This is a genomic window from Turicibacter sp. KK003 (assembly GCF_037014675.1).
Classification (GTDB): Bacteria; Bacillota_I; Bacilli_A; order MOL361; family Turicibacteraceae; genus Turicibacter; species Turicibacter faecis.
This window is the reverse complement of the sequence record NZ_CP142738.1, coordinates 995967-1019359: the sequence shown is the minus strand read 5'-3', so window position 1 is coordinate 1019359 and position 23393 is coordinate 995967. Positions and strand designations below refer to the sequence as shown.

Below are 23393 nucleotides of genomic sequence, written 5' to 3'. Positions count from 1 at the left end.
TCAAAAAAAATACCTTTAACTCTAATGAGAAAAAGGTATTCATTATCAAATTACTCAGCTACTACTGCTTCTTCAACTACTTCTTCAGTAGCTACTTCTTCAGCAGATCCTTGATTTACTTCAATGATTGCATCAACCATTTTACCAACAATTAAACGTACCGCACGGATAGCGTCATCGTTAGCTGGAATTACATAATCAACATCTTCAGGATCACAGTTTGTATCAACAATACCGAATACTGGAATGTTTAATTTACGTGCTTCTGCAATTGCAATACGCTCTTTACGAGGATCAATTACGAAGATTGCGCTTGGTAATTCTTTCATATCACGGATTCCGCCTAAGAATTTATTTAAACGATCCATTTCTTTGCGTAATGTGATAACTTCTTTTTTAGGTAATACATCAAATGTACCATCTTGCTCCATTGTTTCTAATTCTTCTAAACGAGCAATACGAGCTTGGATAGTTTTAAAGTTTGTTAAAGTTCCACCTAACCAACGTTGGTTAACCCAGAATTGTCCTCCACGGATTGCTTCATCTTTAACAGCTTCTTGAGCTTGTTTTTTAGTTCCTACGAATAAAACACGTCCACCATCTTTTGCGACTTCTTGTAAAGCGTAATAAGCTTCATCTAATTTTTTAGCTGTTTTTTGTAAGTCGATGATGTAAATTCCATTACGATCAGTGTAGATGTATTTTTTCATTTTTGGGTTCCAACGACGTGTTTGGTGTCCGAAGTGTACCCCTGCTTCTAACAATTGCTTCATTGAGATAATAGCCATTGTAAGTTCCTCCTAAGTTCGAATTTGTTCGGCCGCCACATCTTTCAACACAAATTGCCACTATCATAAATAGCACTAGACAATTCGCTCCAGATGTGTGTGTATTTTTATGCCGTTTATAAATTTATCATACTTCGTCTTTTTTTTCAACTATCTTTCAAATTTTTTTATTTCTAAAATAAAATTTCAAGCAAATCCCTCATCATTAAAAACCTTGAGCGAGTTAATGACAGTCTTTCCTTTTCTACTACAATAAAAGCTATTCGTCAGGGGTTAGATGCTTCCTCTTAGATATGAATCAAATAATTTATCACGTTTTACTACCATCTATCCGTCTAAAACCTTATAAACTGCACCAAAAGTATATCCCCTAAAAGCGTCCTGCACCATATGATTACCCTTTTTCGAATTTTAAATAGACAGAAACCTTCATTTACTATAATTAGAAAAAAACTTTCCTTATCAGAAAGTTTTCGGTTCATCCATTTCTTTATTTATAATATTCTAAGTCTGCGTTATCAGCCACACAAATAATTGTTTGTAGTAAAAACGGTGGAAAATTCAATTGACTCGTTTTTATTGTACGAGGTTCACCCACAACCTTCGCACATCGAATACCATCTTGCGTTAAAACAAGCACATATTGCCCCCTATTTATATCCGTTTGCATTACCGCATATGTATAAAAACCACTATATCCTTTAAATTGAACTTCGATTACAGTGACCCATTCATCTACTAATTTTTCCCCCAACACTATCTGTCCATCCCTATCTTCGCAAATTTGCGACTGTTCAGAGTTTGGTATTAATAAGTAAATCAATATCCCTAATCCAATTAAAAAGATGATAATAATGCCACTCACTAGTAAAATTGCTTGCACAATATATCACCCCGTAAATTAATGTCTCTCTTTCGTTCTAAATAAATTTTATCGAATATTGCTAGCAAAATCAACCACTTATATCTTTTTTTCGTTATTTTATGACATTATTTTTGTAGTACTCTCCTTATATCTCAATAACTAATTATAATATCCCCACTTCCGACCTTTTTATACTTTTTAATGAAAAAAGCATCCCATAGATTAAACCTTCTATCTAACCTATGAGATGCCTATTATGATTTAAATTGGTTATTCTTTAATTGTCTTTGACGTTTCCGTTAACGATGCAATCAACCCACTAACATTTTGAATTTCAGATGGAATAATTAACTTCGTTGCCTGTCCTTCAGCTACCTGCGCCAATGCCTCAAATGATTTTAACGTTAATACTTCCGTAGTTGGTTGTGCCTCATTAAGCATCTTTAACCCTGCTGACGTTGCCTCTTGAACTTTTAAAATAGCTTCCGCTTCCCCCTCTGCTTTACGAATAGCAGCTTCTTTTTCTGCTTCTGCCGCTAAAATCATCGCCTGCTTACGTGCCTCTGCTTCAAGGATTTGCGATTCTTTGAGCCCTTCTGCTTTTAAAATGGCTGATGTCTTTTCCCCTTCTGCCTGTAAAATTTTCTCTCGTCTCTCACGCTCAGCACGCATCTGTTTCTCCATAGCAGCCTGAATATCTTCCGGTGGAATAATATTTTTTACTTCTACCCGATTAATTTTGATTCCCCATGGATCCGTTGCTTCATCCAATACAGCACGCATACGTGAATTAATAATATCCCTTGAGGTCAATGTCTCGTCTAATTCCAATTCCCCAATAATATTACGCAATGTTGTTGCCGTAAGATTTTCAATAGCTGCAAATGGGTTACTAACTCCGTATGTAAATAATTTAGGATCCGTAATTTGAAAAAATACAACCGTATCAATCTGCATCGTAACATTATCTTTAGTAATGACTGGTTGTGGTTTAAAATCAATCACCTGTTCTTTTAATAATACTTTATTTGCAACACGGTCCATAATAGGAATCTTAACGTGTAAACCGACGTTCCATGTTGCTGCATAAGCCCCAAAACGTTCAATAACGTAGGCATTTGCCTGAGGTACAACTTTAATATTTGCCATAACTAAAATAATCATCACAATGATAATAGCCAATATAAAATAAAGCATAATTTTCATCTCCTTCCTTCTATTTAACGATGATCGTAACCCCTTCAATTCTTAAAACAGTCACAATAGCACCTTCGGCGTAAGTCTGTTTACTTTCAGACATAGAGCGCCAAAATTTCCCTTCCAGCTTCACCTCACCCGCTACATACGGAAGAATTTCTTTAGTAACAACGGCTTCTTTACCAATCAAGTCATCAAGATTCGTCTTTTCCTTTCCAACCTTCAACATACCAACCGCAAATTTTCTCGTTTTTACAATCAAGATTAAAGAGGTTGCAAGAAAAATAAAAATTTGAATCATAACCGAATCAATAAAAATAGAGGTAAGCATAGCGGCCAACGCTCCAATAGCAAACCAGATAGAAACTATCCCTAGCGTCATTGCCTCAATAATACCAAAAATAGTAGCAAGTAAAAACCATAACCACGGTAAAGGAATAGTTAAACCTACACTTAATAAACTAGCCATTTCCCCTCACTCCATTCTAACCACTACTCTTCCATTATAGCTAATCAACCGTCCATTTAGTACTCTTCCTCAATACTATTTTTCACTTTTTCTTGCTCTAGGATGTGCGACCGCATAAGCCTGTTTAAGGTGCTCCTTCGAAACGTGAGTATAAATTTGCGTACTTGATAAATGCTCATGTCCAAGTAATTCCTGCACAGCTCTTAAATTTGCACCATGATTCAGTAAATGCGTTGCAAATGTGTGCCGAATCATATGTGGGGCAACCTTAATATGCATGGCAGTATTCCGAGTTAACCTCTTTAAAATATCACGAACGCCTCTGTCAGTTAATGGAAACCCAAGGTGATTTAAAAATACAACATCTGTTTCAATATGTGACTTATTCAATAATTGGTTTCGTCCCACTTTTAGATAGCATTGCATCGATTCCACAGCAAAATCTCCAAGTGGAACATACCGGTCCTTTTTCCCCTTTCCGTGCACCAATAACATCCCTGTCTCAAAGTCAAACTGGCTTATAGTGAGATTACAGCATTCCGAAACCCGTATTCCGGTTGCATATAAGAGCTCTAACAATGCATAATTGCGGCTTCCTAGTACAGTTGATCGATCGATTCCTTCGAACAATGCTACCATTTCTTCCTCATATAAAAATTTAGGCAACACCTGTCCTCCCTTCGGTGCCTTAATAATTGAAAAGGCATTGGAAGAGACGACCCCTTCCTTCAGTAAAAAATAATAATAGGAACGCAAAGACGATAACTTTCGACTTACCGTATGACGATTCAATTTTTGTAAGTAACATTCATTAAGATAACTCCTAACATCACCGTATTCCACATCAAAAGGGGGGATAGATTCCTTCTCGCAAAATAACGTCCATTCGACTAAGTCCTTTTGATAATTTGAAATTGTATGCATCGAGTACCTCTTCTCATACATCAGGTATTCCAAATATTTATGAATCAGCTCCTCCACTTTAACCCTCCTTTATGCCAAAGAAAACAGTACCTTCCGTACTGTTTTCTTTACCACCTTCTATAGTAACTCTTTACATTCCTTAATTTTTTCGATAGCACGTGCTGCATACATTGCTTTCTTTTCTTTTTTCTTCACACGACCCTCTAAATCTAAAAACAGCCCAAAATTAGCATTCATCGGTTGAAATCCATCACAAGAAGTATGCGTAATGTAGTAAGCCATTGATCCCATCGCCGTTTCCCTTGGGAATTCAATTAGCTCTTCACCCAACATATACTTCGCCATATTGATCCCTGCAATCATTCCCGATGCAGCCGATTCAACATAACCTTCCACTCCCGTTAATTGACCTGCAAAGAACAAATCATCACGTGTCTTAAATTGATAAGTCGGACGAAGTAGTACCGGAGAATTAATAAACGAATTTCGATGCATCACTCCATAACGGACAATTTCAGCATTTTCAAGTCCTGGGATCATTTGAACAATACGTTTTTGTTCCCCCCATTTTAAATGCGTTTGGAATCCAACTAAATTATAAAGCGTTCCCGCCGCATTATCCTGTCTTAATTGAACGACGGCATACGGTGTTTGTCCTGTCTTTGGATCTTCAAGGCCTACTGGTTTCATTGGACCAAATAAAACTGTTTGTCGGCCACGTTTTGCCATTACCTCAATTGGCATACATCCTTCAAAGAAAACTTCTTTTTCAAATTCCTTAACCGGAACCACTTCTGCATTAACTAAAGCCTCATGCCAAGCATTAAACTCCTCTTCAGACATCGGACAATTTAAGTAGGCAGCCTCACCTTTATCATAACGAGACTTTAAATAAACTTTATCAAAGTTAATAGAATCCTTTTCAATAATAGGCGCTGCGGCATCATAGAAATAAAACGAATGATGTCCTGTCATTTCACGAATATATGCGCTTAAAGCATCACTTGTTAACGGACCTGTCGCCACAATCGTCGGCCCATCGGGGATTTCCGTTAACTCTTCTCGAATAACTTCCACATTAGGGTGTTGACTTAAATAATCTGTAATTTGTCCTGAAAAGCCTTCACGATCGACGGCAAGGGCTCCTCCTGCAGGTACAGCATTAGCATCTGCTGCCTTCATAATAAGTGAATCTAAAATTCGCATCTCTTCCTTTAAAACACCGACCGCATTAGCTAAACCGTCTGCACGCAATGAATTTGAACATACTAATTCTGCAAAATTTTGCGTATGATGAGCTGGCGTATTTTTTACTGGACGCATTTCATATAGCTTAACTTGAATTCCACGTTTAGCAAGCTGGTAAGCTGCCTCCGAACCTGCTAAACCTGCTCCAATGACATTTACATATTTCATTTATACTAGCCTCCTACAAGTTGCGACTGAATATTTCATTACAACTGAAAATTATATCATAAATTCAATCAACTGCTAAGCCCCTTTCGGTGCCCGACTCCTTCACCGACTATCGGTTCATACTTTATAAAATACCCTTGAAAACCCCACCTTTTAAAAGGTGGGGTTGAGATTAATCCTCTTTATAATCACATTCCTTATTTGAACACTGAACCTCATTTTTCTTTCCTTTGACCACAAGTAGTTGCCCACACTTCGGACATTTTTTATCAATCGGCTTATTCCAAAGTGCATAATCGCACGCTGGATATTTATCACATCCATAAAAAACTTTTCCACGACGTGTTTTCTTTTCAACGATCTCTCCCGTTTCACACTTAGGACACTTCACTCCAGTTGAAACAGGGGCCGCTTCCTCTTTCGCTTCTTTTTTTATATATTTACACGTCGGATATCCGCTACAAGCGACAAATTCACCGTAACGCCCACGACGAATAACGAGCGGGCTTCCGCATTCTGGACACTCTTCCCCTATTTCAACAGGGGCAATTTTCTCCATATTTTTCTGTGCCTCTTCAAGCATTGGCATAAAATGATCGTAAAACATTTTCAACTCATCATACCATACTTTTTGACCTTTAGAGATTTCATCGAGGTTATTTTCCATTGCGGCCGTATACTCGACGTTGATAAACTCTGAAAAAAACTCGGCTAACTTGTCACTTGTTAAAATACCTTGATCAGTAGGTTTAAATTTTTTATCCTCTAGCATGACATACCCACGATTTTTCAAGGTTTCCATCGTTTGCGCATATGTAGATGGACGGCCAATTCCTAACTCTTCCATTTCTTTAATCAATTTTGCCTCACTATAACGTGCTGGCGGTTGAGTAAAATGTTGCTGTGGTTCGATGTCTACGAGGGCTAATGTATCCCCTACATTTAGACGCGGTAAAGCTGCATTTTTCGTTTCCTCATAACTATAAACACGTAAATACCCATCAAAAACTAAGACCTGACCATTAACACGAAATAAATAATCATTCGAGCGAACCTCAATTGTTGTTGCTTCTACGGTAGCACTTTTCATCAAACTCGCAACCGCACGCTCCCAAATTAATTTATATAAACGCAATTCATCGCGTTTTAAATACGGCTTCATCTCTTCAGGTGTTCGGGAAACAGATGAAGGACGGATTGCCTCATGGGCCTCCTGTGCATTTTTCACTTTTTTTGTACTCGTTGCTGTTGTTTTAACGTAGTTCGTTCCATAATTTTTTTTAATAAATGATTTTGTTGCATCGATGAAGTTATCAGCTAATCTCGTAGAATCCGTTCGCATATAGGTAATTAATCCGACTGTTTCTGAACCTATATTAATCCCTTCATATAACTTCTGAGCAATCGTCATCGTTTTCTTCGCGTTATATCCAAGCTTACTTGCCGCTTCCTGTTGAAGCGTTGAAGTAATAAATGGAAGTTTGGGTTGTTTTAATTTATTCTTTTTTTCCACCTTTTCTACAACATAAGGGTCTGAAAGCTCCGCCAAAATAGCCTTAACTTCATCCTCGTTCGCAATTGAAATCTTTTTATTTGCTTTTTTCATAAGTTCAGCTTCAATTTTGGCACTTTGTCGTTCAAACATCGCATGAATCGACCAATACTCTTCACTTTTAAACTTTTGAATCTCTTTTTCACGTTCAACAATAAGTTTTAGAGCCACCGATTGAACACGACCTGCACTTTTACTCTTAATCTTACTTTGTAACAATTTACTTAACTTAAAACCAATAATACGATCAAGTATACGTCGGCTCTCTTGGGAACGAACTAAATCCATATCAATCGCTCTCGGATGTTTAAAAGCCTCTAAAATAGCGTCTTTTGTAATCTCATTAAAGACGACACGTCGCTTTAAATCAACATCCAGTCCAAGAACATCTGCCAAATGCCAACTAATCGCCTCCCCTTCACGGTCGGGGTCGGTAGCTAGATAAACGGCATCTGAATTTTTAGCAGCCTGTTTTAATTCTTTTATAATTTTGGATTTTCCAGTCACATTTTTATAATTTGGCTTAAAATGATCCTCAACATCCACTCCTAAACCACCCGGTCCAGTCGTTGCTAAATCACGAATATGTCCGACGCTCGATAAAACCGTATAGTCCGATCCTAAATAATTTTCAATCGTTTTGGCTTTAGCAGGCGACTCTACTATTACTAAATTTTTCCCCATACCTATCACCTTTTCTATCTCAATAACTAACCCAGCTATTCTTTAACTGAGCGCTTTCTCATCTATTATTCGACTCTATTTATAAACTATTCACTAGTTATTAACAATAAACAGTCAAAATAAAACACAAAAAATATTACTGCTTTCCTCTCCTCTTGTCAATCATTTCATTAGAAATTTCATAGAAAGAATCCATTCTTTTTCATTTTTTTACTCTTTTTTCTTTTCTATTCAACACAGCGTTTAATAATTTCCAGAATTATCATATTGTTAGCACAGTCATTCTACAATTTTTTGCACTTAGGCCGATGACCCCTCACTTTTAAATCACCAAGTACAACTTCTACATATGGTTTAACCAAGAAAAAATTTCACTGCAATTTAAAAAACAATGTGCGCCATAGCGAATTAACTCTAAACATCCCCTTGATGAATGAACATTGTACGAAGCGGGCAACGCATAAACAACCTTTCCAACATCAATTTGGCCTTTTAATGAATTTAATCGATAATCGCCTTTCGTCATTTCTATAACAATTAAAACATCACTTAAAGCTTGTAACAAGTGATGCGCTCTATTAAATCGTTGAGCAGACGGGGAAACACCTGGGGGATACTCTGTTAATACCAAGTGCCCCTTTATTAATTGATAATATAAATCGTAGTTTTCTCGAGGGTAAATAACCCAAAAACCAGAGGGCAAAATAGCAATCGTTTTCCCCTCTTTAGTAGCTATTGAATGCGCAACTGTTTCAATCCCGAGTTGTAAATTTCCTACAAGAGTAATTCCCTTATCTAGAAGTTGAAAGCCTAGTTTACGTGCCTCACCTATCCCTGTTTGAGAAGGTCTTTGATTTCCAATTAAAGCAACCCTTTTTCCCTCTAACAAGTTTGGATTCCCCTTGTAATAAAGAACAAATGGAGGAGCCGGCATCTCTTTATAACACTCTGGGTATTCCGGATCTAAGATTGTTAAAACTGATATATTTTTTATCTGCTTTAAACACTCCTTCACCTGATTTTCAGTTATTTGCGTTAACATTTTATCTTGTATCAAAAAATCATACATTTCCTTCCAATTACCTTTTTTTAAAATACTAAGTGTAATTAACTTTTCACGTATATTCATGTTTATCACCCAATATACTATACGAAGAAGGCAATCCCTTTCCTTTTCTAAACAAAAAAAGATTACATTTTCGTAATCTTTTTTTGTTTAGAGCGTATAGGTTCAAACGATTTACGGTGCTCCGCTACGATTCCATAATCCTCTATCGCTTGTAAATGTTCCTTCGTTCCATATCCTACATGGCGTTCAAACCCGTAATTCGGATATTTTTCCCCTAAGTCCTTCATATAGGCATCCCGCGTTACCTTTGCTACGATACTAGCCGCGGCAATTGAAACACTCTTTGCATCGCCCTTTATAATTGAGGTTTGCGCAATGTTCACCCGAGGCAATTGAATGGCATCCAGTAACAGGTGTTGTGGTTGCTGTTGCAAATGATTAATCGCCCGTTCCATCGCTAGCTTCGTTGCTTCATAAATATTCAGACGATCTATTTCTTCACTGGTACAGATTCCTACCCCTATTCCAATCGCATGTTTTTGTATCTCCTCGTAAAAATATTGACGCTTTGCCTCTGATAATTTTTTTGAATCATCAATTCCGAACAACCAACAATCAGTTGGTAAAATAACGGCCGCCGCCACAACAGGTCCTGCTAATGGCCCTCGTCCTACCTCATCAACACCAGCTATCAAATCAATACCATTATAACGAAGCTCATTCTCATAGATAGACATTGTAATAAATTTTTGAAATTCATCGTACTCTCGTTGAACCTTTTTTTCATACTGTCTAACTAATCTCTGAACCCCTATACGGTTATCCTCTTTTAACTTCTCCAAAATAGAATCTTCAACGATATCTTGTTGTAAGAGATTTTTTATCTCACTTATTGTATAATTTTCCATCCGTTAGTCGCTCACCCTTCTAAATCACTAGAAATCATATCTTTAACCCATCGGATTTATATTATCAACTTTCCGATGCTCACTAAATGATGCTAAAATTCACCCTCCTATTTTAACATCATTCCTAAAAGGATTCTAGACTATTTTCCTCGTTTTTATAAAATCCCCCTAAAAGTAAACGATTGTTTCGGATCACCCCCTACGAAAAAGGCCTTAATTACTATCTAATAGTAAATTAAGGCCTCTCTACTAATCCTCTTTTTTAATATCTATCGGACGCTCAAAAGATAACCGCCCTAACTTTAATCCTCGAATTTCACGGAGTAAAATTTCATAAACTTTATCATAATCTACATAGCCACCCGATTGTAAGAATCCGCGTTTCCGACCGATTTCCTCCAAAACAGCAACCTTATCATCAAATTCTCCACTTAAATGATAGCGTTCAATCAATCGCTCCGGATAATTATTTATTAAATAGTCCAATGCATATAAAATAATATCATCTAGGTGCAAAATTGTATCTTTAATTGCCCCAGTTACTGCTAGATTATAACCTACTCGTTGATCTTCAAATTTTGGCCATAAAACACCCGGTGTATCAAGCAATTCTAATTCCTTTTCAACCTTGATCCACTGTTGCGCTTTCGTCACACCTGGGCGATCTCCCGTTTGGGCCGCTTTTCGTTTAGCTAAATTATTTGTTAACGTTGATTTACCTACGTTAGGAATTCCCAAGATCATCGCTCGAATAGGACGTGGGCGTAACCCTTTAGCCTTTTCTTTCTCAAATTTTTCTTTTAAAATCTCCTTTGAAGCTTCAACGATTTGTTTAATCGCATTTTGGTGAAGAGCATCAACGGTGATGACTGGTTGATTTTGCTGCTTAAAGTAGTTCACCCACTGTTGTGTAACGGTTGCATCTGCAATATCAGCTTTATTTAAAATAATCAATTTAGGCTTATGCTTTATGATTTCATTCATCATTGGATTACTCGATGAATAAGGAATACGAGCATCTAATAATTCATAAACAATATCTACTAATTTTAATTTTTCTTGTATTTGACGACGGGCCTTTGCCATATGTCCTGGAAACCATTGTACTGTCATCGTGTCACTCCCTAGGTTGTTTTTACTATTAGATTATCCTGATATGAACATTTCATTCCCACCCTAATAACTTAATTGTCTCTATGATCCATCCATTGCGCCCCAACTACATGACCTAATATTTGATTTTCATGGATAAGCCCAATTTGCCGACTATCCACGCTTAGCGGGCGATTATCACCAAGGACCAGATAGTACCCCGGTGGAATTTTTTCACAAGATTGAAATTGACATACTTCTTGTAGTGTAAAATCCCAAGTAAAGGTATCCCCTGACTTGATATCTTTATCAAGATATGGCTCCGGTACAACTATCCCATCCACATATAGTTGATCTTCTACCACTTCTATACTTTGGCCAGGAAGTCCAATTATTCGTTTAACATAGTACTGTCCCTCACTGACCTCAAAAACAATAACATCAAAGGCCTTCGGTTCATAGCCTAACTTCCATAGAATTGCTGAATCACCATCTTGTAAGGTTGGCAACATTGACGCACCATCTACCTTTACTGGCGTAAATATAAAATGTTGAATCAATATGACCATTACTAATGCAATTAAAAATGTTTTTCCCCAATAAAATCCAAACCGTAATACCCTAACTCTCATATTACTTTCCCCCTTAGTAAGTCCCCCTATTCTATCCTAATTTAATCAATTATTCAATCGGCCCAAAACTTGATAATGGCCACTGAATCCAAACCGCCTTTCCTAAAAGCTGATCCTTATGAACCAACCCAATATCCCGACTATCCCGACTATGTGGGCGATTATCACCAAGGACCAAATAATAATCTTCTGGAATAACAGAACACTCATCAAATTGGCAAATGTCTTCTAAAGTAAAATCCTCAGTAAAAGAACCGCTATACGCTACAACACTTTTCCCTCTTTGTAGATAATTTTCCATAACAGGTTGGTTATCTACATACAATTGATCGTCATAATAAGAAACCGTTTGTCCAGGTATTCCAATGACCCGCTTAACATAATAGACATTAGGAGAATATTCAAATACTACCACGTCAAATGGCTTAGGTTGATACCCTAATTTCCACAAAATAACAGAATCCTCATCGTGCAGGGTTGGATACATAGAAGGCCCATCCACCTTTACCGGTGTAAAAACATATTTATGAACAAGTGTTACTATAATAAAAATAATAACAAATGTTTTTACCCAATCAAAAACTTCTCGCAGTATTTTTTTCATTCCCTTCACTCCACCAATCTATTTTTCACCTAGATTTATCATATGCTATCATAGTCCAAACCAACGGTGCTTATACATTTTACTGTTAATTTTACCATAAAAATGAATTAATAACAAAAAAAAGATGCCCCAAACCGGAGTTTTTTGGGCATCTTAGTTGCAATTGAGGTAAGTGTGTTAAAATTCTAAAATTATCGACGCTCTTTAATACGAGCTGCTTTCGCTGATAAGCTACGGATGTAGTTAAGTTTTGCACGACGAACTTTACCACGACGAGTAACTTCGATTTTTTCAATAATTGGTGTGTGTAATGGGAATGTACGTTCTACACCACATCCGAAAGAGATTTTACGAACTGTGAATGTTCCGCTAATTCCTTTACCATTTTGACGTTTTAATACTAAACCTTCGAATACCTGAACGCGCTCACGGTTACCCTCTTTAATACGAACGTGTACACGTACGTTATCTCCTGCGCGGAATTCTGGTAAATCTGTTTTTAAATATGATTGTGTTAATTCATTGATTAATTGTTGACTCATTAATCTCACGCTCCTTCATTACGCAAGTTCATTCAATTAGATCATCTAATTCAGCGGAACCTGGGGTAGTGCTCTTTGGCACGTTTGAAATCATACCATATTATTTTTACTAATTCAATGGATTTTGAGTGAATATTCGCAAAATTCTTCTTTTTTTGATTTCTAGCTCTTAAAATAAAGCTTTTTTTCCTTTTATTTAGTAACACATCTTAATTTTCCATTTATAAAATTCACAGATAAATCACAGATTTAATCATTTTTTAACGCTTTAAATTGATCAATGAGTTGTTTTTCTTTCTCCGTTAATGACCGAGATTCTAGTAAATCTGGACGGCGTTGATAAGTACGGTAAAGTGATTGTTCATGACGCCACTGTTCAATCCTTTTATGATTACCTGAAATTAGCACCTCTGGAACTACCATTCCCCGAAAGTCAACCGGACGAGTATACTGGGGAAATTCAAGTAATCCTGTTGAAAATGAATCATCTTCATGAGATTCTTGCTTTCCTAAAACATCAGGTAACAAACGAACAACGGCATCCGTCATCACCATGGCAGCAAGCTCCCCACCCGTTAATACGTAATCACCTAAAGATAATTCGTCCGTAACTAAATATTCACGAATTCGCTCATCGAATCCTTCATAATGTCCACAGATAAAAATGAGATGTTCCTCTTTAGATAACTCTTCTGCTTTCGATTGGGTGAATCGCTCGCCTTGAGGACACATCAATATAATCCGTGGCTTCGTCTCTCCAGCCTGACACACTGATTCAACTGCATCAAAGATTGGCTGGGCTGTCAATAGCATTCCAGCACCACCACCATAAGGATAATCGTCCACCTTTTTATGTTTATTTTCGGAAAATTCTCGAAAATTTACGGTGTTTAATTCAACAGCGCCACTCGCTTGTGCCCTTTTTAAAATGGAATCATTAAAAACCCCTGTAAACATTTCTGGAAATAAAGTTAAAACATCTATTTTCATTATAATAACCCTTCTAACACATTAATTGTTACTTTTTTTGACTCGATGTCTACTGATTTTACAACATCTTCAATGTAAGGAATCAGCGCATCTTTCTGACCTGGACGTTTCACAACCCAAACATCATTCGCTCCTGTTTCAAGAATTTCACTAATCTCTCCAATCACTTCATCATCCGTTGTCACTACTTGACACCCGATAATCTCGAAGTAATAAAATTCATTTTCATCGAGTTCGTCTAACTCGTCCGCCGAAACTAATAATGCACACCCTTTAAACTTTTCAACATCGTTGATGGAATTAAGATGTTTAAACTTTAACAAATCGGCCCCTTTATGAACACGATGAGTAGCCACTGTTACCTCAATATGATCGCCATTAAAATCAATCACTAATTGGCTTCCCTTCTTAAATCGATCTTCTTTAAAATCACTATTTGAAATAACTTTAACTTCCCCTTGAAGGGCATGTGTATTAACAATTTTGCCAACCTGTAAAAAATCCATAACCTAAACCTCCTATAATAAACAGGGCCTCTTATTTCAAAGTAAGCCTTTATATCTCTATTATAGCATATCGTCGATAAACTCATACAAAAACCTCCATAAACATTCAAATCCCACCTACCGTTGGACATTCTATCCCCAATCACCTTAAAATAAGCGCATGCTAAGGCGAATGAGGAGGGCTTGTCTTCAAAAATTTACAAAACCATAGAAAAATTCTTAAAAAGAGTGTCTCTTTTGCCATATTTTATTTCCTATTTGGATATGTTATAATATCCATAATTATCAAATTTATAGGAGGGATTTTATGAATTTACGTCTAACAAAATCAACTGTCTTAATTTTCACGTATATTTTTGCGATGTTTTTATTACCTTATTTATCTTGTCAACTACTTGCTAAGATTTGTACAAGCGAAATTGATATTCAGGTGTATGCCAATTTAATCTCTTACCTTGTCCTCGTGGTTGTTTCACTCTTATTCTTCGGATCAGAACTCTCTAAACAATTCAAACAAATTGTATCGGCTAAACACTTCATTAAACATATTTTTATCGGCTGGCTACTCTTATTTATTTCATCCTATATTGCGAGCTTCCTCATTATTTTCTTTACTCAATCGTCAGATTCTTCAAGCAATCAACAAGTCATCACGGATTTAATGGCATTTCATCCAATTTTAATGGGGGGAATGACCATTTTATGCGCCCCACTTGTTGAAGAGGTAGTTTTTCGATTAACTGTAATGAGAGGATTACTTAAATATCCTTGGATTGCGATTTTACTAAGTAGTTTCTTATTCGGACTCATTCACGTCATTAGTTCATTATTCATTGGTGATTTTGCAGATTGTATCTATATTATTCAATACATGGCTATGGGATGCGCTCTTGGGTATGTCTATTATCGTCATCAAAACATTTGGTATTCTATCGGTGTTCACGCTATTCAAAATACATTATCAACCGTTATGGTTATTCTTCTTTCACTTTTAACAGCATAAATACCACCACAAAAATGGGCCCCTCAAATTGAGGGGCCCATTTTATTAAATCTAATAGATAAACAATCCAAGCTGATAAACAATTAAACTCACAACATAGGCAACTATTAATCCGAAGGAAATCATTAACAGGGTTGTCTTAATTGACTTTGTTTCTTGATACATGACCCCTACGGTCGACAGACACGGAATATAAAGTAACGAAAAAACGAGGAAACTAAATGCCTGTAGTGGTGTAAATAAGTTTAAAATTCCTATTTCGGCCCCGCAGATAATCAACATAGACGAGGCGACTAATTCTTTGGCTAAAAATCCCACCACTAAACTACTCGTTGCCTGCCAGGTTCCAAATCCAAGTGGGATAAATAGAGGTGCTAAAAGGCCCCCTAGTATGGCCAAATAACTTTGATCACCCGCTACATGCAACCCTGAGGGTCCCATCTCTTGAAGCAACCATAATAACACAGAACCAAGTACAATAAATTTTCCCGCCGTATGCAGAAAATCATTTCCACGACTTAATGTTTGGCCCATTAAGTTTTTAAACTGTGGCGCACGGTAAGGCGGAACCTCTAAAATAAACTGACTTTGAGTTTTCTTAAAAATCGATACAGATAATAACTTAGCACTTAACAAGGCAACAATAATCCCCAATAAATAAAGCCCCATAATAATGAATGATTGTGATTTTTTAAAAAATAGGCCCACGAATAAAACGTAAACCGGTAACCGAGCCGAACATGACATAAATGGAATGACCATCATCGTCTTGATTCTTTCAAACTTATCAGGAATGGTTCGAGTTGCCATAATAGCGGGAACATTACATCCAAAACCAGTAATAAGTGGAACGATTGCTTTACCATTTAAACCGAATCCAGAAAAAATATAATCCATGACGATAGCAACCCGAGCCATGTATCCCGTCGCCTCCATAAGTGAGAGACAGAAAAATAAAATTAAAATTTGCGGAAGAAAGACAATGACTCCTCCTACCCCGGCTAAAACACCGTCAATTAAAGCCCCATAGATAAAGCCGTCTTCGGGAAGTCCTAGGGATAAAAGCATCGACGAGATAGTAGGTGTTACCCAATTCTCTAAAACAGCTGTAAATCCATCAGAAATTGGATTTCCGAGCCAATCAAACGTTAAAACATAAGTTACAAACATGAGAAATAAAAAAACAAACAAACCAAATACAGGATGTGTTAAATAGCGGTCGATAGGAGTCAATTTTACCTCATTCTCTACCTTAGCCCCGGGAATTGGTTTAATACAAGCCTGATAGACTTGATGAATCCATTCACGTCGTTTATTAAAAATTGCCCCCTTTAAAGAAAGAGCATCACCTGATTCAACAATTTGGCTCTCTGTTGTGCAAACAACCTGTTGAATCTTTTTCTTCTCTTCATCAGATAGAATGGAGTAAATTCCATCATTGCCCTCTAATGCTTGAATGGCAACCCAACGTTTATCCAACTGATTAACCGTCTGGGGAACTAATTCAATAATTTGGGTAATCGCCTTTTCAATGGTCAGTCCATAATATAGTCTAAACGGCTTTTTGACAGATAGGTGATCTAATCGATCCACGACCTGAGAAACTCCCTCACCTTTTCTGGCAGAAACTAAAACAAGTTCATTCGAAACATATTCATTAAATTTTTTTGTATCGAACGTTAATCCCTTTTTATTAAGAGCATCTATCATATTAAGTGTCATCATCATTGGCACATTTGCTTCAAGCAACTGAATCGTCAAATGTAAATTTCTCTTAAAGTGTGTCGTATCAATAATATTAATAAACCCATTATACGATTCATTTATAATAGCATACGTTACTACCCCTTCATCTTCACTACTCGGTGTCACGCTATAGGTTCCGGGTAAATCAATGAGCTCGGCCTTCTTGCCTTTAATGGATCCGACTAATTTATCAACCGTTACCCCGCTCCAATTTCCAACGTGAGCATTCGCCCCTGTTAGCGCATTAAATAATGTTGTTTTTCCAACATTAGGATTTCCAATCAACATAAAACGCAATCTTAAAACCTCCTCAATTATATCCTTTCAATCATAATTTTTGTGGCATCCTGTTTTCGGATACAAAAATCAACATCATCAATCGATATATAAAACAGTTGTCCAAAATTTAAAACACTTAATAGTGTCACCTCAGAGCCAATTGCAATCCCAACATCATATAAACGACGGCTAAAACTTTCAGATAACTCGTTAAATGATGTAATAATAGCACGGTCTCCCTTTTTTAATGTCGCTAACGTCATAGCCATTCCTCCTTTTTCGTCTTACATAACACCCGATAAGCCCCGAAAATTAGAGATTGTTTTCACAGTCAATCTCCCTTCTCCATGTTCGTGTCACCATCTGTCATCTAAAACAAGACATACTTTTAGTAGCTAATTAATACATTCATTATAGGTGATCAAAGATGAAAAATATCATGAAATCTGTTATTCTTCTTGCATTTCTTGCAATTCTTTTACTCCAACCAGCGCCCATAATTGCGGCGACTAAAACTGGTTTTTTAACATGGGCTGATAAGGTCATCCCATCGCTTTTCCCATTTTTTGTTTTAACACGCCTCATGGTGTACTACCAGGTTCCCCAACTCATTGGAAAACTATTAGCACCCCTTTTCAAGTACCTTCTTCATCTCTCGCCAATTACATTCTTTGTTATGTTAATGAGTATGATTAGCGGGAACCCATCCGGATCTAAAATGGCGCGGGATTATTACGACCAACGCCTCATCAGTGACCGTGAGATGGAAGGATTGATGTACTTTTGTAATTTTTCAAGTCCACTATTTATTTTAGGAACGGTCGGCGTGGTGCTTTATCAATCAACAACCATCGGATACCTTCTCCTTATCGCGCATCTCGTTGGATCATTAACCGTCTTTCTAGCATGCTATCCTTTATTACGTAATAAACATGCGCTAAGTCAGGTTAAAATCCAACTGCCTACCCAATCCTTCTCGTCCATTTTAATTGACTGTATTGAGGGAAGTTTACAAACTTTAATTCGTATCGGTGGAATTATTGTTTTCTTTTATATTATATCAGAGGCGCTGACAATCATCCACTTTACATCGTTCATCAGCACCCTTACTTCCCCCTTACTCACCTCAATCAATCTTTCATCTGCCGATCCACTGATTGCCGGAATTTTAGAGTTTACTCAAGGAGTCACAAAAGTTTCCCAATCTTCTGCCTCCTTACAAATTAAACTCATTCTAACTGCTTTCATTGTAGGATTTACAGGACTCTCTGTCCATACTCAAAGTTTTATGTTTGCTAAAAACTTAAAGATCCCTTATTTCAAATATCTTATGATGAGAATCCTCCATGGAACTACGAGTTCTATCATCATGGTTCTGTTGTCAAAAACCTATTTACTAGAAAACATCCATGTCTTCGCACCAATAGAACCATCCACTTATCCACTTCCTCATCCAACCATTTCAATCACACTTTTTCTTCTAGCCACACTCATCATTTTAAAGGTAGGACGTCTACTAAAACAAACATTCTTTACCTTTTCTAACTAACTGGCGTCCATTAAAAAAGCAGTCCGATAGGACTGCTTTTTTAATCTTTCTTTTTTAATTGTTGATACTTTTTTTCCAATTCCACTTGTACAAATGGGGGAACAAAACTTGACACATCCCCCCCAAATCTTGCAACTTCTTTCGTTGTCGATGAAGAGAGGAACATATTCTCCGCTTTTGTCATCAAAAAGACAGTTTCAATATCTGGTGCCAGTCGCTTATTCGTCGTCGCAATCTGAAACTCATACTCAAAATCTGTTACGGCACGTAACCCCCTTAAAATCGTTTTTGCCCCTACTTGTTTGGCAAAATCGACGATAAGTTGATCCGAGCATACCCTCACCTCTACACGTGGTAAATGAGCCGTTGCTTGCTTTAACAGAGCCACCCGCTCCTCAAGCGTAAATAATGTTTTTTTATTAATATTTTCTGCTACGGTGACATATAAATAGTCAAATAACTCGTAGCCCCTTTCAATCACATCTAAATGTCCATTAGTTACCGGATCGAAAGTTCCGGAATAAATTCCCACCTTATGCACGACCTCATTCCCCCACTTTCTCGCTATGATTCACGACGGTAAATAGTAATCGCCGTAATTCCGTAGACTTCTCGTTTACAAACTACAATATCTCCAACCGAATCATGAAGTTCATCCTCTTTCAGACACTCAGCCATAATAATTCCACCCGGACTTAATAATTCATGCTCATGAATAAATTCAATCAACTCATTAATTCGTTGTCCTTTATATGGAGGATCTAATAAAATAAGATCAAACTTTAATTCACGTTTGACTATAGCTTTTAACGCCTTAAAGGCATCATTTCGATAAATTTCAACTCGCTCATCTAATTTTAAATCTTTAATATTTTGCTTAATCGTCTGGATCGCTATATTTTCACGATCAACGAAAATAGCTCGTTCAATCCCACGACTTAATGACTCTATTCCAAGATTCCCACTTCCTCCAAAAAGATCTAGAGCAAGCCCTCCTTCAAAATACGGCCCTATAATATTAAAGATACTTTCCTTAACCTTATCTGTCGTCGGGCGTGTATTGGTCCCTTTAACAGCCTTGATACTGCGTCCTTTTAATGTACCAGCAACCACTCGCATCTTATCACTTCCTAATATTTTTGCTAATTTAATTGTATAAAAATTCTCGTTAATGTCAATATTATAATTGTAGCCAATCGGCTACTGTAAAATAATCCCCCCTATTCTTCTATCATACTTCTCCTCTCCCTTTCACATATGGTCAAAGTATGAATAATAAGCCGCCACTCCCCCTAGGCGGCTTATTTTTATTATATTGCTCAAAAAAAGATTGCCTGTCGGCAATCTTTTTTATATTAGAAACGGAAACCTCCACGTCCCTTTCCTTTTCCTTTTTTCCCTGAACCAGGTCCCATCATTCCAGAAAGCCCTGCTAACGGATTAGCCCCACCACGTTGCATCGCTGCGGCCATACGTTCCATTTGGCGTGGATCCATATTTGAAAAACGTTTCATCATTTTACGCATATCCGTGAACTGTTTAATTAATCGGTTAACTTCCGCAAGATCACATCCACACCCTTTAGCAATACGATTTTTTCGACTGGCATTAATTAAATCTGGATTTTTTCGCTCCTGCTCTGTCATCGAATAAATAATAGCTTCAACACGGGCCATTTGTTTAGGATCAATATTAATATCTTTCAATTGATTTCCAACTCCGGGAATCATTTTTAAAATATCTTCAAATGCACCGAGTCGTTTCATTTGCTTCATTTGTTTTAAGAAATCATTAAAATCATACGTTGCATTCATCATCTTATCTGCAAGCTTCATGCTCTCTTCTTCATCAAAGTTTTCTTGAGCACGTTCAATTAACGTCATGACATCTCCCATTCCCAAAATACGAGAAGCCATCCGTTCTGGGTGGAATACTTCTAATGTATCTAGTTTTTCCCCCATCCCCATAAACTTAATCGGAACATTCGTCATTTTACGAATTGATAGAGCTGCCCCACCGCGTGTATCCCCATCTAACTTCGTTAAAATAACCCCTGTCAAATCTAACTGTTGATGGAAAGATTCAGCGACATTAACTGCATCTTGCCCGGTCATCGCATCGACAACTAAGAGGATTTCCTGAGGCTTCACTAAAGCCTTAATTTCTTTTAATTCATTCATTAATGATTCATCAATGTGCAAGCGTCCAGCCGTATCAATAATCACTAAATCGTGACCATTTTCTTTGGCATAAGCAATTGCTTCAGCTGCAATGTCAACTGGATTCATGGATGTTCCTTTTTCGAAAACAGGAATATTTAATTGTTTCCCAATAGTTTTTAACTGATCGACGGCGGCTGGTCGATAGACGTCACAAGCTACTAATAATGGATTCTTCTTATCCTTTTTACGCAAATAAGTTGATAATTTACCTGTGTGTGTTGTTTTCCCGGCACCTTGAAGACCAACCATCATAAAAACTGCTGGCTTAGATGTACCGAAATTTAAATACTCTGCTTCATCTCCCATTAATTTAGTTAACTCTTCATTAACGATTTTAATAACCTGTTGTCCTGGGGTTAAGCTTTTTAAAACTGTCTCCCCTATAGCCTTTTCTTTCACTTCTTTAATGAATTCACGTACTACTTTAATGTTAACATCCGCTTCAAGTAAGGCTAAACGCACCTCTCGCATCATGACATCAACGTCTTTTTCTGTTAATTTCCCTTTACGTGTCACGTTTTTTAACGCAGACTGTAAACGTTCTGATAATGTTTCAAATGCCATCAACTAAACCTCCTATATCCAACTGTATGAATCATCTATGATTTAAGCTACCGCTCATTCTATTTCGTCCGAAACATTTAAAATTTATTTTATTTCTTTTCTTAAAAGCAAGCGTGCCCTCTAACCAAATTAATCGAGCGCCTGTAACTCATCCATCCATTGTCTTAGTCGTTCATCGGTTAAATCGACTAAAATTTGTCCTATAATTTTTTCACGCGCCTCACGCTTACTTAGTAATTGTAATTTTTCCTCATACCCGTCAAGTAATTTTTCCGTACGTTTAATATTATCAAAGACGGCTGTGCGACTCACTTCAAATTGCTCCGCAATCTCACTTAATGATAAATCTTCCTGATAATATAATTCAAAATATAACTTTTGCTTCGCCGTCAACAATGCCTGATAGATATCGTATAATTCATTCATCCGATTAACCTTTTCTAGCACAGTTACACCCCCAGTCTATCTATCCAAAGTGATTCCGGCTCTTTTTCATACCCTCACCGAATACAATAAACCGAATACCTCATCAAACAGAAGGTCTTTTTCCCCTGTCATTTAAAAAGTCCTTAGCCCCGCTTCAACACGTGTATTATTTATACTATGATACAACGGAACGAAACGTTCCGTTGACCGATCAAAATGAAGTCGCATCAGACAGAAAAAATCAACCTTAATAAATGGATTTTCTTTTTATAAATTTATTGAGATTCTCGCTTATCAAATAAATCCGCAAACAATCCATAAATATACTGCTCAATATCAAATTGTACAAGGTCCTCAGGTTTTTCTCCAAGCCCAACGTATTTAATTGGAATTCCAATTTCGTTACGAATAGCCAGCACAATCCCACCTTTAGCTGTCCCATCTAATTTAGTTAAAACAATTCCAGAAACATCCGTAGCCTCTAAGAAAGCTTTCGCTTGGCTCATTCCATTTTGTCCTGTTGTAGCATCTACGACAAGTAATGTCTCGTGTGGGGCCCCTGGGACCTCTCTTTCAATGACACGTTTAATTTTTTCAAGTTCTTTCATTAAATTAACTTTATTTTGTAAGCGTCCCGCTGTATCGCATAATAAGACATCAACTTGGCGAGATTTTGCTTCTTTAATCGCGTCAAACATAACAGCAGATGGATCTGATCCTTCCTTAAGAGAAACAACGTCAACGTCTAAGCGATCTCCCCAAACTTGTAACTGTTCAATTGCTCCCGCACGGAATGTGTCTCCTGCAGCCAGTAAAACTGATTTTCCTTTTCCTTTTAACTGATGAGCAATTTTAGCGATTGACGTCGTTTTCCCAACTCCGTTTACTCCAACGAATAAGATAACCGTTAATCCCTCTTTATTCATTCTCAAATTAGAGTTAACAATTTCACCCTTTACATAAATTTCAAATAATTTATCTACCATTACTCGTTCAAGTTCTTCAGGTTTTGTTACGCCATACTCACGAACCGTATCTTTTAACTGATCGATAAAGTCCACCACCGTTGATACCCCAACATCGGCTAAAATAAAAATATCCTCTAATTCATCAAATAATTCATCATTCACATCTGAGTAGTTAGAAAAAACGGCCTGTAATTGTTTTAATAAACTTCCACGCGTTTTTTTCATTCCTTCTTTATAGTGTTTTTGTGCACGTAATTCTGTTTCAGATACTTCCTTATTTCCTAAAACGATCGATTTTAAGCGATCAAATAAACCCATGGAATTCACCTCAATCATTGTATTATCCTAATATAAATTACTACTTATTGTTACTCTACCATACTTTTTATCATCTGACC

24 protein-coding genes are annotated in these 23393 nt (G+C 37.0%); 2 read left to right on the top strand and 22 right to left on the bottom strand.

What is annotated here, in order from left to right:
- Positions 1 to 50: 50 nt before the first annotated feature.
- The 15 genes from rpsB to rimM form a co-directional block, all read right to left on the bottom strand.
- Complete coding sequence (rpsB, locus tag VXM77_RS05155) at positions 51 to 788, bottom strand: 30S ribosomal protein S2 (RefSeq protein WP_161832188.1); 738 nt, start codon at positions 786 to 788, stop codon at positions 51 to 53.
- A gap of 490 nt (positions 789 to 1278) precedes the next feature.
- Positions 1279 to 1671 carry a hypothetical protein gene (locus VXM77_RS05150; protein WP_161832189.1) on the bottom strand — a complete coding sequence of 131 codons (393 nt, stop codon included), beginning with the start codon at positions 1669 to 1671 and terminating at the stop codon, positions 1279 to 1281.
- Positions 1672 to 1923: 252 nt separating this feature from the next.
- Complete coding sequence (locus tag VXM77_RS05145) at positions 1924 to 2859, bottom strand: SPFH domain-containing protein (RefSeq protein WP_202618766.1); 936 nt, start codon at positions 2857 to 2859, stop codon at positions 1924 to 1926.
- A 10-nt stretch (positions 2860 to 2869) separates the two neighbouring features.
- On the bottom strand, positions 2870 to 3319 hold the full coding sequence (locus VXM77_RS05140) for an NfeD family protein (RefSeq protein ID WP_161832191.1): 450 nt from the start codon (positions 3317 to 3319) through the stop codon (positions 2870 to 2872).
- A gap of 75 nt (positions 3320 to 3394) precedes the next feature.
- Positions 3395 to 4300, bottom strand: a complete 906-nt coding sequence (gene xerC / locus VXM77_RS05135; protein ID WP_262953688.1) for a tyrosine recombinase XerC — start codon at positions 4298 to 4300, stop codon at positions 3395 to 3397.
- Between the two features lie 60 nt (positions 4301 to 4360).
- Positions 4361 to 5659 carry a methylenetetrahydrofolate--tRNA-(uracil(54)-C(5))-methyltransferase (FADH(2)-oxidizing) TrmFO gene (gene trmFO / locus VXM77_RS05130; RefSeq protein ID WP_262953689.1) on the bottom strand — a complete coding sequence of 433 codons (1299 nt, stop codon included), beginning with the start codon at positions 5657 to 5659 and terminating at the stop codon, positions 4361 to 4363.
- A gap of 172 nt (positions 5660 to 5831) precedes the next feature.
- Entirely contained in the window at positions 5832 to 7895 is a 2064-nt protein-coding gene (gene topA / locus VXM77_RS05125; protein ID WP_161832194.1) for a type I DNA topoisomerase, read from the bottom strand.
- Positions 7896 to 8238: 343 nt separating this feature from the next.
- Positions 8239 to 9024 carry a DNA-processing protein DprA gene (locus VXM77_RS05120; RefSeq protein ID WP_161832195.1) on the bottom strand — a complete coding sequence of 262 codons (786 nt, stop codon included), beginning with the start codon at positions 9022 to 9024 and terminating at the stop codon, positions 8239 to 8241.
- Positions 9025 to 9086: 62 nt separating this feature from the next.
- Entirely contained in the window at positions 9087 to 9872 is a 786-nt protein-coding gene (locus VXM77_RS05115; RefSeq protein ID WP_161832196.1) for a ribonuclease HII, read from the bottom strand.
- Positions 9873 to 10121: 249 nt separating this feature from the next.
- The gene (gene ylqF / locus VXM77_RS05110; protein WP_161832197.1) at positions 10122 to 10985 is read right to left on the bottom strand and encodes a ribosome biogenesis GTPase YlqF; all 864 of its coding nucleotides are present in this window, start codon (positions 10983 to 10985) and stop codon (positions 10122 to 10124) included.
- Between the two features lie 71 nt (positions 10986 to 11056).
- Positions 11057 to 11596 (bottom strand): signal peptidase I, encoded by a 540-nt coding sequence (gene lepB, locus VXM77_RS05105; protein WP_161832198.1) that lies wholly within the window; start codon positions 11594 to 11596, stop codon positions 11057 to 11059.
- Between the two features lie 49 nt (positions 11597 to 11645).
- Positions 11646 to 12200, bottom strand: a complete 555-nt coding sequence (gene lepB / locus VXM77_RS05100) for a signal peptidase I (protein WP_161832199.1) — start codon at positions 12198 to 12200, stop codon at positions 11646 to 11648.
- A 191-nt stretch (positions 12201 to 12391) separates the two neighbouring features.
- Positions 12392 to 12742: a 50S ribosomal protein L19 gene (gene rplS / locus VXM77_RS05095; protein ID WP_161832200.1), complete on the bottom strand. Its 351-nt coding sequence runs from the start codon at positions 12740 to 12742 to the stop codon at positions 12392 to 12394.
- A 249-nt stretch (positions 12743 to 12991) separates the two neighbouring features.
- On the bottom strand, positions 12992 to 13732 hold the full coding sequence (gene trmD, locus VXM77_RS05090) for a tRNA (guanosine(37)-N1)-methyltransferase TrmD (RefSeq protein WP_161832201.1): 741 nt from the start codon (positions 13730 to 13732) through the stop codon (positions 12992 to 12994).
- On the bottom strand, positions 13732 to 14238 hold the full coding sequence (gene rimM, locus VXM77_RS05085; RefSeq protein ID WP_161832202.1) for a ribosome maturation factor RimM: 507 nt from the start codon (positions 14236 to 14238) through the stop codon (positions 13732 to 13734). The genes trmD and rimM overlap by 1 nt, the downstream gene beginning before the upstream one ends.
- A gap of 307 nt (positions 14239 to 14545) precedes the next feature.
- On the opposite strand from rimM, the gene VXM77_RS05080 reads away from it, so the two are divergent.
- Positions 14546 to 15241, top strand: coding sequence for a type II CAAX endopeptidase family protein (locus VXM77_RS05080; protein WP_161832203.1), 696 nt, complete (start codon positions 14546 to 14548; stop codon positions 15239 to 15241).
- A 51-nt stretch (positions 15242 to 15292) separates the two neighbouring features.
- Here the strand turns inward: VXM77_RS05080 and feoB are convergent, their stop codons facing one another.
- Together feoB and VXM77_RS05070 are read right to left on the bottom strand one after the other, a co-directional pair.
- A complete protein-coding gene (gene feoB, locus VXM77_RS05075; protein ID WP_262953702.1) occupies positions 15293 to 17275 on the bottom strand; it encodes a ferrous iron transport protein B in 1983 nt (660 codons plus the stop codon).
- Positions 17276 to 17301: 26 nt separating this feature from the next.
- Entirely contained in the window at positions 17302 to 17529 is a 228-nt protein-coding gene (locus VXM77_RS05070) for a FeoA family protein (protein WP_161832205.1), read from the bottom strand.
- 164 nt (positions 17530 to 17693) lie between these two features.
- On the opposite strand from VXM77_RS05070, the gene VXM77_RS05065 reads away from it, so the two are divergent.
- Entirely contained in the window at positions 17694 to 18815 is a 1122-nt protein-coding gene (locus VXM77_RS05065) for a nucleoside recognition domain-containing protein (RefSeq protein WP_161832206.1), read from the top strand.
- 40 nt (positions 18816 to 18855) lie between these two features.
- Here the strand turns inward: VXM77_RS05065 and coaD are convergent, their stop codons facing one another.
- The 5 genes from coaD to ftsY all read right to left on the bottom strand — a co-directional run bounded on the left by coaD (position 18856) and on the right by ftsY (position 23331).
- Complete coding sequence (gene coaD, locus VXM77_RS05060; protein WP_262950203.1) at positions 18856 to 19356, bottom strand: pantetheine-phosphate adenylyltransferase; 501 nt, start codon at positions 19354 to 19356, stop codon at positions 18856 to 18858.
- A gap of 23 nt (positions 19357 to 19379) precedes the next feature.
- Positions 19380 to 19934, bottom strand: a complete 555-nt coding sequence (gene rsmD / locus VXM77_RS05055; protein WP_161832724.1) for a 16S rRNA (guanine(966)-N(2))-methyltransferase RsmD — start codon at positions 19932 to 19934, stop codon at positions 19380 to 19382.
- Positions 19935 to 20170: 236 nt separating this feature from the next.
- The gene (gene ffh / locus VXM77_RS05050; RefSeq protein WP_338507287.1) at positions 20171 to 21601 is read right to left on the bottom strand and encodes a signal recognition particle protein; all 1431 of its coding nucleotides are present in this window, start codon (positions 21599 to 21601) and stop codon (positions 20171 to 20173) included.
- A gap of 129 nt (positions 21602 to 21730) precedes the next feature.
- Positions 21731 to 22048 carry a putative DNA-binding protein gene (locus VXM77_RS05045; protein WP_161832726.1) on the bottom strand — a complete coding sequence of 106 codons (318 nt, stop codon included), beginning with the start codon at positions 22046 to 22048 and terminating at the stop codon, positions 21731 to 21733.
- Between the two features lie 254 nt (positions 22049 to 22302).
- A complete protein-coding gene (gene ftsY, locus VXM77_RS05040; RefSeq protein ID WP_338507286.1) occupies positions 22303 to 23331 on the bottom strand; it encodes a signal recognition particle-docking protein FtsY in 1029 nt (342 codons plus the stop codon).
- Positions 23332 to 23393 lie beyond the last annotated feature (62 nt).

Coding starts and splice junctions, on each gene's coding strand:
- rpsB (WP_161832188.1), bottom strand. CDS start 788: ATGGCTATTATCTCAATGAAGCAATTGTTAGAAGCAGGGGTACACTTC.
- VXM77_RS05145 (WP_202618766.1), bottom strand. CDS start 2,859: ATGAAAATTATGCTTTATTTTATATTGGCTATTATCATTGTGATGATT.
- VXM77_RS05140 (WP_161832191.1), bottom strand. CDS start 3,319: ATGGCTAGTTTATTAAGTGTAGGTTTAACTATTCCTTTACCGTGGTTA.
- trmFO (WP_262953689.1), bottom strand. CDS start 5,659: ATGAAATATGTAAATGTCATTGGAGCAGGTTTAGCAGGTTCGGAGGCA.
- topA (WP_161832194.1), bottom strand. CDS start 7,895: ATGGGGAAAAATTTAGTAATAGTAGAGTCGCCTGCTAAAGCCAAAACG.
- VXM77_RS05120 (WP_161832195.1), bottom strand. CDS start 9,024: ATGAATATACGTGAAAAGTTAATTACACTTAGTATTTTAAAAAAAGGT.
- VXM77_RS05115 (WP_161832196.1), bottom strand. CDS start 9,872: ATGGAAAATTATACAATAAGTGAGATAAAAAATCTCTTACAACAAGAT.
- ylqF (WP_161832197.1), bottom strand. CDS start 10,985: ATGACAGTACAATGGTTTCCAGGACATATGGCAAAGGCCCGTCGTCAA.
- lepB (WP_161832198.1), bottom strand. CDS start 11,596: ATGAGAGTTAGGGTATTACGGTTTGGATTTTATTGGGGAAAAACATTT.
- lepB (WP_161832199.1), bottom strand. CDS start 12,200: ATGAAAAAAATACTGCGAGAAGTTTTTGATTGGGTAAAAACATTTGTT.
- rplS (WP_161832200.1), bottom strand. CDS start 12,742: ATGAGTCAACAATTAATCAATGAATTAACACAATCATATTTAAAAACA.
- trmD (WP_161832201.1), bottom strand. CDS start 13,732: ATGAAAATAGATGTTTTAACTTTATTTCCAGAAATGTTTACAGGGGTT.
- rimM (WP_161832202.1), bottom strand. CDS start 14,238: ATGGATTTTTTACAGGTTGGCAAAATTGTTAATACACATGCCCTTCAA.
- VXM77_RS05080 (WP_161832203.1), top strand. CDS start 14,546: ATGAATTTACGTCTAACAAAATCAACTGTCTTAATTTTCACGTATATT.
- feoB (WP_262953702.1), bottom strand. CDS start 17,275: ATGTTGATTGGAAATCCTAATGTTGGAAAAACAACATTATTTAATGCG.
- VXM77_RS05070 (WP_161832205.1), bottom strand. CDS start 17,529: ATGACGTTAGCGACATTAAAAAAGGGAGACCGTGCTATTATTACATCA.
- VXM77_RS05065 (WP_161832206.1), top strand. CDS start 17,694: ATGAAAAATATCATGAAATCTGTTATTCTTCTTGCATTTCTTGCAATT.
- rsmD (WP_161832724.1), bottom strand. CDS start 19,934: ATGCGAGTGGTTGCTGGTACATTAAAAGGACGCAGTATCAAGGCTGTT.
- ffh (WP_338507287.1), bottom strand. CDS start 21,601: ATGGCATTTGAAACATTATCAGAACGTTTACAGTCTGCGTTAAAAAAC.
- ftsY (WP_338507286.1), bottom strand. CDS start 23,331: ATGATTGAGGTGAATTCCATGGGTTTATTTGATCGCTTAAAATCGATC.